Source organism: Deinococcus gobiensis I-0 (genome assembly GCF_000252445.1).
In the GTDB taxonomy this organism is placed as follows: Bacteria; Deinococcota; Deinococci; order Deinococcales; family Deinococcaceae; genus Deinococcus; species Deinococcus gobiensis.
In genome coordinates, this window is the sequence record NC_017805.1 from 61,403 (window position 1) to 75,242 (window position 13,840).

Annotated in this window: 13 protein-coding genes; 5 read left to right on the forward strand and 8 right to left on the reverse strand. The window is 73.0% G+C overall.

Features of this window, described 5'->3' with window-relative positions; genetic code table 11:
* Positions 1 to 125 precede the first annotated feature (125 nt).
* Complete coding sequence (locus DGO_RS15295) at positions 126 to 2,024, forward strand: GGDEF domain-containing protein (protein ID WP_014695453.1); 1,899 nt, start codon at positions 126 to 128, stop codon at positions 2,022 to 2,024.
* 46 nt (positions 2,025 to 2,070) lie between these two features.
* Here DGO_RS15295 and DGO_RS15300 read toward each other — a convergent pair whose 3' ends face one another.
* The 6 genes from DGO_RS15300 to DGO_RS23385 all read right to left on the reverse strand — a co-directional run bounded on the left by DGO_RS15300 (position 2,071) and on the right by DGO_RS23385 (position 6,442).
* Positions 2,071 to 2,694, reverse strand: a complete 624-nt coding sequence (locus tag DGO_RS15300; RefSeq protein WP_014695454.1) for an alpha/beta hydrolase — start codon at positions 2,692 to 2,694, stop codon at positions 2,071 to 2,073.
* 14 nt (positions 2,695 to 2,708) lie between these two features.
* Positions 2,709 to 3,671, reverse strand: a complete 963-nt coding sequence (locus DGO_RS15305; RefSeq protein ID WP_043804111.1) for a ring-cleaving dioxygenase — start codon at positions 3,669 to 3,671, stop codon at positions 2,709 to 2,711.
* 2 nt (positions 3,672 to 3,673) lie between these two features.
* The gene (locus DGO_RS15310; RefSeq protein WP_014695456.1) at positions 3,674 to 4,663 is read right to left on the reverse strand and encodes a VOC family protein; all 990 of its coding nucleotides are present in this window, start codon (positions 4,661 to 4,663) and stop codon (positions 3,674 to 3,676) included.
* Positions 4,660 to 5,103 carry a MarR family winged helix-turn-helix transcriptional regulator gene (locus DGO_RS15315; RefSeq protein WP_043804114.1) on the reverse strand — a complete coding sequence of 148 codons (444 nt, stop codon included), beginning with the start codon at positions 5,101 to 5,103 and terminating at the stop codon, positions 4,660 to 4,662. Before DGO_RS15315 ends, DGO_RS15310 begins: the two co-directional genes overlap by 4 nt.
* Before the next feature lie 74 nt (positions 5,104 to 5,177).
* Positions 5,178 to 5,744, reverse strand: coding sequence for an endonuclease dU (locus tag DGO_RS15320; RefSeq protein ID WP_014695458.1), 567 nt, complete (start codon positions 5,742 to 5,744; stop codon positions 5,178 to 5,180).
* A 35-nt stretch (positions 5,745 to 5,779) separates the two neighbouring features.
* Positions 5,780 to 6,442, reverse strand: coding sequence for a hypothetical protein (locus DGO_RS23385; RefSeq protein WP_050920928.1), 663 nt, complete (start codon positions 6,440 to 6,442; stop codon positions 5,780 to 5,782).
* Between the two features lie 196 nt (positions 6,443 to 6,638).
* Between DGO_RS23385 and DGO_RS15330 the strand changes: the two genes are divergently transcribed.
* From DGO_RS15330 to DGO_RS24670, 4 genes are all read left to right on the forward strand, one after another.
* Positions 6,639 to 7,637 carry a GNAT family N-acetyltransferase gene (locus DGO_RS15330; protein ID WP_014695460.1) on the forward strand — a complete coding sequence of 333 codons (999 nt, stop codon included), beginning with the start codon at positions 6,639 to 6,641 and terminating at the stop codon, positions 7,635 to 7,637.
* A gap of 240 nt (positions 7,638 to 7,877) precedes the next feature.
* Positions 7,878 to 8,069, forward strand: coding sequence for a KGG domain-containing protein (locus DGO_RS15335; protein ID WP_014695461.1), 192 nt, complete (start codon positions 7,878 to 7,880; stop codon positions 8,067 to 8,069).
* A gap of 181 nt (positions 8,070 to 8,250) precedes the next feature.
* Positions 8,251 to 9,816 (forward strand): bifunctional metallophosphatase/5'-nucleotidase, encoded by a 1,566-nt coding sequence (locus tag DGO_RS15340; RefSeq protein ID WP_014695462.1) that lies wholly within the window; start codon positions 8,251 to 8,253, stop codon positions 9,814 to 9,816.
* A gap of 79 nt (positions 9,817 to 9,895) precedes the next feature.
* The gene (locus tag DGO_RS24670) at positions 9,896 to 11,686 is read left to right on the forward strand and encodes an ABC transporter ATP-binding protein (protein WP_264371054.1); all 1,791 of its coding nucleotides are present in this window, start codon (positions 9,896 to 9,898) and stop codon (positions 11,684 to 11,686) included.
* Positions 11,687 to 11,759: 73 nt separating this feature from the next.
* On the opposite strand, the gene murQ is transcribed toward DGO_RS24670, so the two are convergent.
* Entirely contained in the window at positions 11,760 to 12,680 is a 921-nt protein-coding gene (murQ, locus tag DGO_RS15350; RefSeq protein ID WP_014695464.1) for an N-acetylmuramic acid 6-phosphate etherase, read from the reverse strand.
* Positions 12,677 to 13,840, reverse strand: a complete 1,164-nt coding sequence (locus DGO_RS15355; protein WP_014695465.1) for an anhydro-N-acetylmuramic acid kinase — start codon at positions 13,838 to 13,840, stop codon at positions 12,677 to 12,679. The genes murQ and DGO_RS15355 overlap by 4 nt, the downstream gene beginning before the upstream one ends.

A 13,840-nucleotide genomic window follows, 5' to 3' on the forward strand; every position in this document is an offset into this window, starting at 1 on the left:
TGGACCTCTTGAATTCGGTGTTCCTGCTTAACTGACCCTCATTTTGTTTTTACCGAATCGAAACCCTATGGGCCTTGTGCAGCTTTCTTACAGCATGTCTGGCGGATCTGGGCTGAACTGGACCCATGGAACCTTCCTTCCTTTCGTCGGAGGCGTTCAATGCCGTTCTTCAGGCTGTCCTGGCGAGCAGTGGAGCCAGCGAGAGTTTCGTGCTGTTCCATGACGGCGGCGGTACGGTGCGCCTCGGCCCCGGCGACGTGCGCCGGCTGGAAGGCGACTGGGGGGCCGGGCTGGACCGGTGGCTGCCCCCGGAAGGCGACACCCTGCCCCTGCTGCATGGCGGCCAGACCGTGGGGCTGCTGTGTACCGTCCCCGGCGAGGCGCTGTCGGCCGGAACCGACCACACCCTGAGCGGGCTGCTGGCCCAGGTGAGCATGACGGCCGACCCCTGGAGCGCCGATCAGCTGTCCGGGCAGAGCGCGCTGGTCGACCGTTGCGGCCGGCTGCGGGCGGCCACGCCGGGGTGGTTCGCCCTGTTCGGGCTGTCCGGCGAGGCGACGGGGCAGCCGCTGGGCGAGCTGCGTCCCGGGTGGCGATGTCTGGAACAGGCCCTGCCGGACGTTCTGGCCGGGCGGGCCCACGGGCTGCCGGCGTGGCGCGAGGAGCCGGCCGGGCAGGCGGCCCGGACCCTCGGGGGCGACCTGCGCCCCTGGCCGGTCATGGGCGGCGAACTGGCCGCACTGTTCACGGTCTGGGCGCTCGATCCTGCGCCGCGCGCCGCGCCGGGCGACGCCGCTCCGGCGGGTCTGGCCTCCGGCCACGCGGCCTTCCAGGCGATCTTCGGCCACGCGCCGCAGGCACAGTGGATCGTGGACGCCCGGGGCACGGTGCTGGACGGCAACGCAGCGGCGGCGGCGCTGGAGCCGGGCGGCGCGGCGGCCACGCTGGGCGAGCCGATCTGGTCGTCGGGGGTCTGGCGCGGTCTCGATCCGGTCCGGCGGCAGGTGCGCGCGGCGGCGCTCCGGGCCGGGCGCGGCGAGGCCTCCGAACTCCTGCTGGAGATGGAGGCGGGTGCGCCCTGGCAGCTGCGCGCGCGCCCGCTGGACCGGAGCCACGCGCTGTTCGAGGCGGTGCCCCTGGACCACGACCCCAAAACGGTGGAGCGGCGGCTGGCCCTGCTGGACGTGCTCATGGCCCATTCCGGCGAGGCCGTCATCGTGACCGACGGCCGGGGCCGGCCGCTGATGTTCAGCGGCGCCGTTCGCCAGATGATGATGCCCGGCGCGCAGGAGGCGGCGGCGCGTGACTGGGCGCGGCATTTCGAGCTGCGGGGGACGGACGGCGCGCCGCTGTCGCCGGCGCAGTTTCCCGCCGTCCGGGCCCTGCGCGGCGAGCAGGTCCAGGACGAGGAGGTGCTGGTCGTCTCGGACCAGGGCACCCGGTCGCTCGCCATGAGCGCCCACCTCCTGCCCGGCGATCTGGGCGCGGTGGTGCTCGCGCGGGACCTCGGCGAGAAGCGGCGGCTGCTGAGCTACCTGAGCCAGGTGACGCGGCGCGACCCGCTGACCGAACTGCCCAACCGTCAGGCCTTTCTCGACCGCATCGAGACGGCGCTCGAGCAGCGTCGGCACGATCCCGAGACCCGCTACGCCGTCCTGTTGTGCGAGCTGGGCGGCCTGGGCGATCCGCTGGCGACCTTCGGGCCGGTCCTGGGTCAGCGGCTGTGGCTCGACTGCGCCGCGCGGTTCCGCGACGTGTTCCGGAGCACCGACCTCGTGGCCCGTTTCGAGCAGGGGCAGTTCGCCGCCCTGCTGGCCCGGCCCGGAAACGGTCTCGGGCTGATCCTCGACCGCCTGCGCGAGAGCTTCTCGGTGCCTTTCACGGTCGGCGAGGAGACGTTCGTGCCCGAACTGTGGGTCGGCCTCGTGCCCGACCTGGGCACGCAGCTCTCGCCCCACGACGTGCTGTTCCGGGCCAGCCAGTCCCTGCGGGTGCTGCCGGTCCACGTGCTCGCCAGCGAATAGGCGGGCGGGGAGGCCACGCTCCGGCCTCCCCGCCCACGCCCGAGTCTCAGGGCTGGCCGGCGCCCAGCCACGCCGCCGTCAGGTTCAGGTCCTGCGGCGACAGTTCGTGTCCGGCGTTCACGGTCTGCTCGGTCAGGTCGGCGCCCAGGCCGCGCAGGTACGGTCCCAGCGCCGCCGCGTGGGGCAGGAAGGGGTCGCGCGCGCCGTGCAGCGCCAGCACCCGCACGCCGCCCAGGTCCGGGTGCGGTGGGTTCTCCAGCGCCATCACCGGCCGCAGCAGCGCCGCGCCCGCGAAGATGCCGGGCCGCCGCACCAGCGTCGCCAGCGCGATATTGGCCCCGTTGCTGTACCCCAGCGCCGTGATCTTGGCCGGGTTCAGGCCGTAGTGCGCCGCCGCCTGCGCCGTGAAGTCGGCCAGGGCGTCGGCCTCGGCGTTCAGGTGCGGCTGGTCGTACTGGATGGCGCTGAAGCGGCGGAAGAAACGCGGAAAGCCTTCTTCCAGCGAGCGCCCGCGCACGCTCAGCAACCCTGCGCCGGGGGCCAGGCGCCGGCCCAGGTCGAGCAGCGAGCGTTCGTCCCCGCCCGTGCCGTGCAGCAGCAGCAGCGTGCGGTCCTGGGTGCCGCGTTCCAGCAGGTGAATCCAGCTCAGGTCGGGGGTGGGGGTCGTCATATCGGCTCCGGTCATCAGTCGATGGGCTTGAGGCCGGCGAGGATCTGCGCGCGGCGGGGCTCGAAACGGGGGGGCAGGATCACCTTGTCGCCCAGGGTCGCCATGTCCTCGTCCACACCGAAGCCGGGGCCGTCGGTGGCGATCTCGAACAGCACGCCGTTGGGTTCGCGGAAGTACAGGCTGCGGAAGTAGTAGCGGTCCACCTCGCCGCTGCTGCGCAGGCCGAAGCGGTTCAGGCGGTCGTTCCAGGCGTGGTACTGCTCGTCGTCGGGCGTGCGGAAGGCGACGTGGTGCACGCCCCCCGCTCCGCTCTGCGCCGGGGGCAGGTCGGGGCGCACCGCGACGTGCAGCTCGGCCTGCGGGCCGCCCGCGCCCATCTCGTACACGTGGACGGTGTGCGCCGGGCTCTCGGGGTCTGCGTACTCGCGCACCGGGCGCATGTTCATGACCTTCTGGAGCACGAGGTCGGTGTTGCGCAGGCTGGGCACGGTCATCGTGATCGGCCCCAGGCCGCGAATCTGGTGCTCGGCCGGGACCGGGCTGGCGGCCCAGGGGGTCGGCTCGTCGCCCGCGCCGCCGTCCACCACGAGGCTCAGGCGCTGGCCCTCGGGGTCCTCGAAGTCCAGAGTGGCGCGGCCCGCGCGCTCTCCGACCTCACCGCGCGTCACCTTCAGGTCATCCAGGCGCGCCTGCCAGTAGCCCAGGCTGGCCTCGTCACGTACCCGCAGGGCCGTGCGCGTCACCGAATGGTTGCCCCGGCGCTCGCGGTCCACCGGCCAGTCGAAGAAGGTCACGTCGGTGCCGGGCGTGCCCACCGCGTCGGCGTAGAACAGGTGGTAGGCGCTCACGTCGTCCTGGTTCACGCTGCGCTTGATCAGCCGCATCCCGAGGTCCTGCGTGTAGAAGCGCTTGTTCTCGCGGATGTTGGCCGACACGGCGGTCAGGTGGTGGAAGCCGGGGAATTGCAGGTCGCTCATGGTCATTCTCCTTCTTGTGGAGTGGGGGTCAGGTGCAGGGGCCGCAGGTGCGCCTCGATGGTCGCGCGCCGGGGTTCGAGGAAGGGAGGCAGGCTCAGGCGCTCACCCAGCGCCTCGGGGACCTCGTCGGTGGCGAAGCCGGGGCCGTCGGTCGCCAGCTCGATCACCAGGCCGTTGGGGTCGCGGATGTACACCGAGCGGAACCAGTGGCGGTCCACCTCGCCGCTGTTGCCGTACCCGGCCCCCGCCAGGTGCAGCAGCCAGTGCCGCAGCTCACGGTCGTCCCGCACGCGCAGCGCGACGTGGTGCACGCTGCCCGCGCCGGGGCGGCTGTGGGGCAGCTCCGGCGCCTCGGTCACATGCAGCTCGGCGTGGGGGCCACCCTCGCCCATCGCGAAGACGGTCGTGGGCAGGCCGTCCAGGGCGTAGCGCCGCACCTCGCGCAGCCCCAGGCCCGCCTCCAGAAAGGCGCGGGTGGGGGCCAGGTCGCCCACGTGGTAGCCGCTGTAACCCAGGCCCTGAAGCTGCATCTCGCCGGGCAGGTCGCCGTGGGGCACGCCGCGCGGCCCCTCGCCGCCGTCGTCGAACAGCGACAGGCGGGTGCCGTCCGGGTCCTCGAAGTCGAGGTGCGCGCGGCCGTCGAGGGTATAGACCTCGCCGTGGGGCACGCCCAGGTCGCGGAAGCGGGCCGCCCAGAACGCCAGCGCCGCCGGCCCCGTGACCCGCCAGGTCGTGCGCGTCACCGAGTCGCTCCCCCGATGCTCACGCGCCGCACGCGGAAAGTCGAAGAAGGTCAGGTCGCTGCCGGGCGTGCCAGCCCCGTCGGCGTAGAACAGGTGGTACATGCCCGGCGAGTCCTGGTTGACGGTCTTCTTGACCAGCCGCAGGCCCAGCACGCGGGTGTAGAAGTCGTGGTTGCGCGCGGCGTCGGCCGTCAGGGCGCTGACGTGATGCACGCCGCCGAGGGGCAGCGGAAGGGTGGGCAGGGTCATGGTGCAGGCTCCTCCAGAAGCCGGGTCCACAGGGCGGCGAGGGTGGCGGTCTCCTCGGGGGTCAGGCGGCTCAGGAACAGCCGGCGCACCTCGCGCAGGTGCCGCACGTGCGCCCGCCGGAGCTGGCGCTGACCCGCAGCGGTCAGTACGGCCTCGAAACCGCGCCCGTCGTCCTCGCAGCGCCGGCGCTCGATGAGGCCCTGGCCCTGGAGCTTGTCGGCCAGCCGCGTCAGGCCGCCGCCGGAAAAGCGCACGCGGCGCGCCAGTTCGGTCATGCGCAGGCCCGCCGTTCCCGCTTCCTGGAGGGTCAGCAGTAGTTCGTAGGCGGCCATGTTCAGGCCGTCCTGCGCCAGGGCCGCGTCGAGCAGCTTCCACAGCGTGTCGTGGGTATGCAGGAAGCCGCGCCAGGCGAGCAGTTCGGTGGGAGAGAGGGTGAGCACCGGGGGACCTCCTTCAGTGCCGCGAGTCTATATCTATTTAGTTTGCAAAGCAAGTAGTTTGGCGATCGTAGAGGTCAGACCCGCTGGCCCGCGCTGTGGCCCCGCGTCACCCCGCCCGCGATGAGGTGCGCGGCGCGCAGCGGCTCGGGAATGCGCCCGGTGACGGTCAGGGCCGCCAGGGCCGCCTGCGCCCCCGCCAGCGAGAGGCCCGCGCGCTGCACGTACACGCCGCCGCAGGGCTCCATCTCGCCCGCCTGCTCGATCAGGCGCCATTTGCGCGCTCCGCCCGGCACGTGCTCCAGCAAGGCGGCCCGCACCCGCTCCAGCCGGGGGGCACGCCGCGCCACCACCAGGACCGGGCGGCCCGTCTGGGCGTGCAGTCGCGCGAGGTCCACCACGTTGAAGCCCGCCAGCGCGATGCCCTGAAGCAGTACCACGCCCAGGTGTTCGCCGGCCAGCGCGGCCAGCCGGGTCAGTTCGTCGGTGCTGTTGCGGCCGTCGCGCCGCACCCGCCCGCGCACGACGGCGTGCAGGGTCGGGCCGGCATAGACCGCGCCGAACACGGCCACGTCCCCCCGGTGCGTGCGCGAAAAAGGCGCGTCGTCGAAACCGATGGCGTGGGGCGCGCGCAGGAGGCTCATCGCCCGCAGCCTAATGGAGAGAAGCGCCCGGCGGCTCAAGAACGGTCTGGCCGGTAGGGCCGCTCGGCCGTGCCGTGGCCGGTCGTCAGTACCCGGCCCCCGCTGGCGTCGGCCACGTTGTGCAGAAAAAGCTCCCACGTGCGCCGCTGCGCGTACGATACGCCCAGCAGGTAGCCCAGGCGGTCCATCCAGGCGCTCGACCGCGTGCAGGTCTCGATCTCCAGACGTGTGCGGCCGGCGTCCAGCGGCGCGGCGCGGAACTCGACCCAGCCGGATTCGGGGTGGTGGCGCAGCGTCTGTTCCCGGAAGCGCAGCGGCTCCCGCAGGAGCAGCCGGGTGGCCCCCAGCCGCGCGGCCAAAATCAGGGCGTAGCGGTCGCCCGGCGCGGCGTGCGCGGGGTTTCCCGAGACCTTCCAGACGAAGGCGAGTGGGCGGGGCATCAGGGCCGGGAAGGTGTCGGCGGCGCGCGCGACGATCTGTGCAGGGGTCAGGCGCGCGCCCGCGACTTCGGTCCAGAAGTGCCGCTCGACGACCGGGCCCAGGCCGTCGGCCAGGGTGGTCGGGGTCAGCGGCGGGCGTCGCCGGGCCGGACGGACGAGCACCCAGGCGGCCCCCAGGGCGAGCAGGAGGCCGGCGTGCCCACCCGGAAAGGCGGACCAGCGATCAGGCGAGGGACGGCCGGGCCGGGGGGTAGTCATGCTGCAGAGCCTGCCCGAACGGCGGGGCGCACCTGTACCGGCGGACGGCGAGGGGCCTTGAGGCGGATGGGGGTGTGCGCCTGCTTTGGCTAAATCCGGACTTCATCTCCTGCACAGCTCCCTGCGGAAATGGCGGAGGCGCCGTCCGCCATTGTGCCCATAGGCGCAGCTGACGACCCCGGGTCACACTGTCGGCATGTTGACCCTGACCCCTACCGCCTTCGACCCGAAGACCGAGACGCAGGGGCGCCGGCTGGCCGTCGCCGAAGTGATGTGCGCCGCGTTCACTGCCGCCTATCCGGACGACCCACCCCTGGTCGCCGCCCGCGAAGCCCACAGCATGACCCACGAGACCCCCGGCGAACAGGCCACGCACCTCGTCGTCTGGGACGGCGCGCGCGCACTGGCCTGGGGCCGGCTGGACTACAGCCTGACCGAGAACCTGCATCTGGCCCACGCCCGGCTGCTCGTGCGGCCCGAAGCGCGGCGGCGCGGCCTGGGCCGCGAGGTCGCCGGGGCGCTGAAGGCGCAGGCCCGGTCGCTGGGCCGGGACCTGCTCACCTTCATGACCGCCGAGCGGGCACCGGCCGGCGCGCCCTTCGCCCGCACCTTGGGTGCCGAGGCGGCGCTGCCCATGCGCCGCAGCCAGCTGGTACTCGGGGACGTGTCCCCCGAGCTGCTGCGCGGCTGGACTGCGCGCCCCGGGGGCGAGCCCTACGCGCTGCACCTGTGGGAGGACCTGCCGGAGGCGTATCTGGCCCGCATGGCCGACCTGGTCATGGTGATGAACACGGCCCCACGCGGCGACATCGAGATGGACGACTGGACCGTGACGCCCGAGATGCTCCGGAGCTGGGAGAAGCAGCTCGCCGAGGACGGCGAGAAGCGGCTGACCGCCGTGGTCGAGGACACCCGTACCGGGGAACTGGTGGGCTTCAGCGAGGTGTTCTGGACGCCGGACCGCGCCGCGCTGGTCTACCAGGGAGGCACCGCCGTCCGGCCCTCGGCGCGCGGCCACGGCCTGGGCAAGTGGCTCAAGGCGGCCGTGCTGCTGCGGCTGCCCGAATTCGCGCCGGGCGCCCGTTTCGTACGGACCAGCAACGCCGAGGAGAACGCCGCCATGCTGGGCATCAATACGGCGCTGGGGTTCTTGCCCTGGGACAGCCAGACCGAATGGAAGCTGAGTCTGGCCTGACCTGCCCGGTGCTGCGCGTGGCCGGCGGTATCCCGGGGTCGTCGGCCACGCGCGCTTCTGCCCTTCCTCCGAGCGGAGAGATGAGAAGAGCATAAAGGCGCTCCCCGGTCAGGGCAGGCAAGGTCCTCAGCCCGCCCCGACCCGAGTTGACGCGACTGACATCGGCGGCGCGGGGCAGGAGCGCAGACTCGGCCCGTGCTCGGAGGCCAGTTTCATCCCCCGGCACAGAGGAGTCGCAGCATGACGAACGGTGACCAGAACGGACGCGGATTTGCGGGGATGGATCCGGACAAGCAGCGCGAGATCGCCAGCGAGGGCGGCCGGGCCGCGCACGAGAGCGGCAACGCGCACGAGTTCAGCAGCGAGGAGGCCCGCGAGGCTGGCCGCAAGGGCGGCGAAGCGTCGCGGGGAGACGATCAGAAGGACGACTGAGCCGCCGGGAACGGGGGGGCACAGCTGAGGCGTTCGGCGGCCGGGCGCGTTCCCGGTCGTCGCCACTTTTCTGGGGGCGCACGGGCGGCGGGCCAGTGCGCCCCGACGCCGTGTCCGGTTCCTCCCGTCACGGCTGCACGGTTGAACAGACAGGCAGACGTTTTCCCGTAGGATGAGGCGCATGAAAAAAACTTTTGCGTTTCTGTTGACGCTGGGGCTGCTGGGCGGCGCCTCGGCCGCGCCCCTGACCGTCACCGTGCTGCACAGTGACGACCTGCACGGCCACCTGGACCCGGTGAAGGTCGGCCAGAACATGTACGGCGGCTACGCCCGCCAGACCACGCTGATCAAGAAGTACAGCGCCGAGGACGTGAACCCGCTGATCCTCTCGGGCGGCGACACCTTTCAGGGCACGCTGTTCTACAACGTCTACAAGGGCCTGGCCGACGTGCTGTTCATGAACCTGATGAACTACCAGGCGATGGCGGTGGGCAACCACGAGTTCGACGATGGTCCCGGCGCGCTGGCGAACTTCATCGACAAGGCGAACTTCCCGGTGCTGGCGGCCAACCTCGACGTGAGCGCCGAGCCGCTGCTCAAAGACCGCCTCAAGCCCTACGCGGTCCTGAACGTGGGCGGCCAGAAGGTCGGCGTGATCGGCGCGGTGACGCCCGACCTGCCCCAGATCAGCAGCCCCGGTCCGAACGTGAAGGTCCTGGAACTCATGGACAGCCTGAAGGCCAGCGCCGAGGCCCTCAAGGCCCAGGGCGTCGACAAGATCTTCCTGGTGTCGCACCTGGGCTACACGCTGGAGCAGGAGGTCGCCAGGACCGTGCCCGGCATCGACGTGATCGTGGGCGGGCACTCGCACACCCTGCTGGGCACCTTCGACAACAAAGACTTCCCGGCGAGCGAGGGGCCGTACCCCACCATCGTCCAGAACCCCGACGGCAACCGCACGCTGCTGGTGGCCGCCTGGGAGTGGGGCAAGGTGCTGGGCCGCCTGAAGGTGAACTTCGGGGACACGGGCGCGGTCGAGAGCTGGGAAGGCAACCCCGTGCCGGTGACGGCCGACATCGCCGAGGACGACACCGCCCGGCGCATGGTGGCGACCCTCAGTGTGCCCATCGCCAACCTGCGCCAGCAGGTCATCAGCACGGCCGCCGCGCCGCTGAACGGCAACCGCGAGGTCGTGCGCCAGCGCGAGAGCACCATGGCGAACGTGCTGGCCGACGCCGCCCTGGAGGCCGCCGCGAACGCGGGCGCGCAGCTCGCCTTCGTGAACGGCGGGGGCGTACGCGCGGGGATCGACGCCGGCCCCATCACCTTCGAGGAAGCGATCACCGTGCAGCCTTTCGGCAACACGCTGACGGTCCTGACCCTGACCGGCGCGCAGATCCGGGCCGCCCTGGAACACGGCGTCGCCACCTGGAGCGAGAACAAGGGCCAGTTCCTGCACGTCTCGCGCGGCGCGAGCTACACCTTCGACCTCACCCGCCCCGCCGGCAACCGCGTGACCGCCGTCACCCTGAACGGTCAGCCCCTGAGCGACCCCCAGACCTACAAGGTCGCCACCAACAACTTCACGGCCGGGGGCGGCGACGGCTTCACGATGTTCAAGGGCGCCCCCTCGCTCTCGACCGGTACGCTGGACATCGACATTCTGGTGAACTACCTGAAGGCCCACCCGAACCTGAGCGCGCAGCCCGAGGGCCGCATCGTGGTGGTCGGCGCGCCCGCCCGCTGAGCTTCGGGGCCGGGGGGCCCCGCGCCAACCGTAAGCCAGGGGGGGCATCTGCGAGGCTGCTCCTGGGTACCCTGGCGCGGTGAACCCTCCGGCGCCCGCGTCCGCCCCCAGCCCTGGCCCCTCGGTGGTGCGGCGGCTCTACGGCCTGCTCACGCCGTACCGCCGCACCGTGGCCCTGGGCGCGCTGTGTCTGGTCCTGAGCGTGGCCGCCGAACTGTACCCGCCGCTGGTGTGGGGCCGCGTCGTGGACCGGGGCCTGTTGCAGGGCGGGCAGGTGCGGCCCGACTGGACCTACATCGGCGGCCAACTGGCCGTACTGGTGGCGGTGTTCGGGGTGCAGCAGCTCCTGAGCGCGGTGCGCGGGCAACTGCTGGAGCGCGCCGGGCAGCAGCTCACCTACGACCTGCGGCTGCGGCTGTACCACAAGCTCGCGGGGCAGTCGGCGGCGTACTTCGAGTCGCAGCGTACGGGCGACCTGCTCTCGCGGGTCACCGCCGACGTGGACGGTATCCAGGACGTGCTGCTGCGCGGCACCGACGCCGTGCTGGGCAACGCGCTGCGCCTCGTGGGCGTGGTGGGCATCTTCATCGCGCTGCAACCCCTGCTCGGCGTGGTCGTGACCCTGCCGATGGTCGCCGTGGCCCTCATGCTGCGGCGCTACAACGCCCGCGTACGCCCCAGCTACCGCGCGGCGCGCACCCGCCTGGGCGACCTCTCGGCGCTGATCACCGACCGCCTCGCGGGGGTGCGGGTCGTGCAGGGCTTCGCGCGCGAGGCGCAGGAGGAGGCGCGCGTCTCGGCCCTCGGGCGCGACCTGTACGCGGCGGGCGTGCAGGCCGTGACCATCCGCAACCGCACCTTTCCGCTCGTGCGTTTCGTGTCGAACTTCGGCAACGTCCTCATGCTGGGCGGCGGCGTGTGGCTCATCACGCAGGGGCAGTTCACGCTGGGCGGGCTGCTGGCCTACCGGGGCTACGGGCGGTATTTCTTCGGGCCCATCGACGACCTCGTGAACATCAACGACCTGTTGCAGCGCGCCGAGGCGAGCGGCCGGCGGATCTTTCAGGTGCTCGACGCGTCCGAGACCGTGCAGGAGCGGCCCGGTGCCCGCGCGCTGCCCACGCCCGTACGCGGCGAGATCGTCTTCGAGGACGTGACCTTCGGCTACGACCCGGCGCGTCCCGTGCTGCGCGGCCTGACCCTGCGGGTGGCGGCGGGCGAGCGCGTGGCGCTGCTCGGGGCCTCGGGCGCGGGCAAGAGCACCCTCATCGGCCTGCTGACGCGCACCTACGACCCGCAGGGGGGCCGCGTGACGCTCGACGGCCTGGACGTGCGCGACCTGACGCTGGCCTCGCTGCGCCGCGCGGCGGCCGTCATGCAGCAGGACACGTTCCTGTTCCACGACACGGTGCTGGAAAACGTGCGTTACGCGCGCCCCGAGGCGAGCGCGCAGGAGGTCCAGGCCGCGCTGGAGGTCGCCGGGGCCGCCGAATTCGTCGCCGCGCTGCCCCAGGGCCTGGAGACGATGGTGGGCGAGCGCGGCGTGCGGCTCTCGGGCGGGCAGCGCCAGCGCCTCGCCATCGCGCGGGTGCTGCTGGCCCAGCCCGCCGCGCTGCTCCTCGACGAGCCGACGAGCGCGGTGGACGCCGAGTCCGAGGCCCTCATCGTCGCCGCCCTGAGCCGCCTGATGCGCGGGCGCACGGCCCTGATCGTCACGCACCGCCTCTCGCTGGCGCGGGTGGCCGACCGGGTGGCGGTGCTCGAAGGCGGCCGCATCGTCGAGGAGGGGCCGCCCGACGTGCTGCGCGCCCGGGGGGGCCGCTACGCCGCGCTGGAGCAGGCGGCGACGCTGGAGGCGGCGGACGATTGAGGGGTGGGTGATTAGGGCGTGGGATGTGGGTTTGTGGGATGTGGAAAAAAGAGAAGTAATGCCGTGCCTGGCGTTACTCGCCCACTTCCCTCTCCCCACTCTCCACTTCCCCCAGGGCCGCCCGCGCATGCCCACCCGCCGCTTCCAGTCGCGCCTGGGCCGCCCCTACATCCAGCCCCAGGCGCAGCATCACGACCGCCGTCTTGACATGTCCGCCCGCCGCAGCCAGGGCAGCATAGGCCTCGGCTTCGGGCGCCCCGGTCGCGTGCTGCACCAGCCGAACGGCGCGGCCCTCCAGCTTGGCGTTCGTAGCCCGCAGGTCCACCATCAGGTTGCCGTAGACCTTGCCCAGGCGCACCATCAGGGCGCTCGACAGGGTGTTCAGGGCGATCTTCTGGGCAGTGCCGGCCTTCAGGCGCGTGCTGCCGCTGATGACCTCGGGGCCGGTGTCCAGGGCCACGGCGCAGTCGGCCGCCCGCAGCAGCGGCGTGCCGGGGTTGTTCGCCAGCGCGATGCTCAGCGCTCCGGCCGCCCGCGCGGCGCGCACCGCCCCCAGCGCGTAGGGCGTGGTGCCGCTGGCCGCGACCGCGATGAGCACGTCGTCCGGGCCGGTGCCCACGCCCCGCACGTCCCGCGCCCCGGCCTCCTCGTCGTCCTCGGCGCCCTCGACCGCGCGGCGGATGGCGGCCTCGCCCCCGGCGATGAGCGGCACGGCGCGCTCGGGAGGCCAGGAAAAGGTCGGGGTCAGCTCGGTGGCGTCCAGCACGCCCAGGCGCCCGCTCGTGCCCGCCCCGGCATAGACGAGCCGCCCGCCGCGCGCGAGGCGGGGCAGCGCCGCCTCGACCGCGCGGGCCAGCGCCGGGGCCGCCGCCTGCACGGCCCGCACGGCGGCGAGCTGGTCGGCGGCCAGCACCCCGACGAGGTCGAGCGGCGACAGGCGGTCGAGGTCGGCATGGTCGGGGTGAACCTGCTCGGTGCGGCGCGGGTCGGTCATGGCTGTGCTCCGGGGATTTGGGGGGTGGGCAGGGGCGCGGGGATCAGCTTGCCCGCGCTGACGGCCCGGCGCGCGCCGGTCGTCTGCGGCAGGGTGTTGGCCCAGCCCTGCGCATGGGCGTAGCCCAGAAAGGCGAAGGCCGCCGCCTCGCGCGTGGCGTCGGTGAACCCGCGCGCCGCCCAGCCCAGGTCCACGAAGGTGCGCAGCGGCAGCGGCGAGAGGGCCAGCGCCAGCTCGCGCATCAGCGCCGGGTTGCGCGCCCCGCCCCCGGCCACGACCAGCTCGCCAGGCGTGCCCGGCACGAAGCGCAGCGCCGCCGCGACCGTCTGGGCCGTAAAGCGGGTCGCGGTGGCGGCGAGGTCGGGCACGCTCAGGCCGCCGTCTCCCAATTGCACCAGGCTCCAGACCTCGCGGCCGGTCGCGCGCGGGGGCGCGGCGCGCAGCTCGGGGTGGGCCAGCCAGCGCGCCAGCGTGGCCGCGTCGGGGGTGCCGGCCGCCGCCAGCCGCCCGTCCTCGTCGCAGCTCTGGCCCACACGGGCGGCCACCTCGTCCATCAGGCAGTTGCCGGGGCCAGTGTCGAAGGCGACCACGGCCTGCGCGTCCAGCCCCGGCAGGCTGGTCAGGTTGGCGATGCCGCCCACGTTCAGCAGCACCCGGTGTCGCCCGGCCTCGGCATACAGCGCCCAGTCGGCGAAGGGCACCAGCGGCGCCCCCACGCCCCCCGCCGCGAGGTCGGCCGGGCGGAAGTCGGCCACGACGGGCCGTCCGGTGCGCTCCGCGATCAACGCCGCCTCGCCCAGTTGCAGGGTCGCGGGCCGCGCCCAGCCGCGCGCCGGGTCGGGCCGGGGGTGGTGCTGAACCGTCTGGCCGTGCGAGGCGATCAGGTCGGCGTCTCCGGCCAGCGGCGCGGCGGCGTCGGCCAGGGCCTCGCCCAGCTGCCAGTGGAGCTGGGTGAGGTCGGCGGTGTCGGCCCCGGCGCGCATGGCCCGCAATACCTTTTCCCGCAGCCCGGGCGCGAAGGGCGTGAAGGTGTGGGCCACCACCCGCCCGCGCGGCGTGCCGGGGGACAGGGCCGGGAAGGGAAGGCCTGATCCGAGTGCAGGCCACCCTTCCAGCTCCAGCAGCGCGGCGTCGATGCCGTCGGCGCTCGTGCCGCTCAT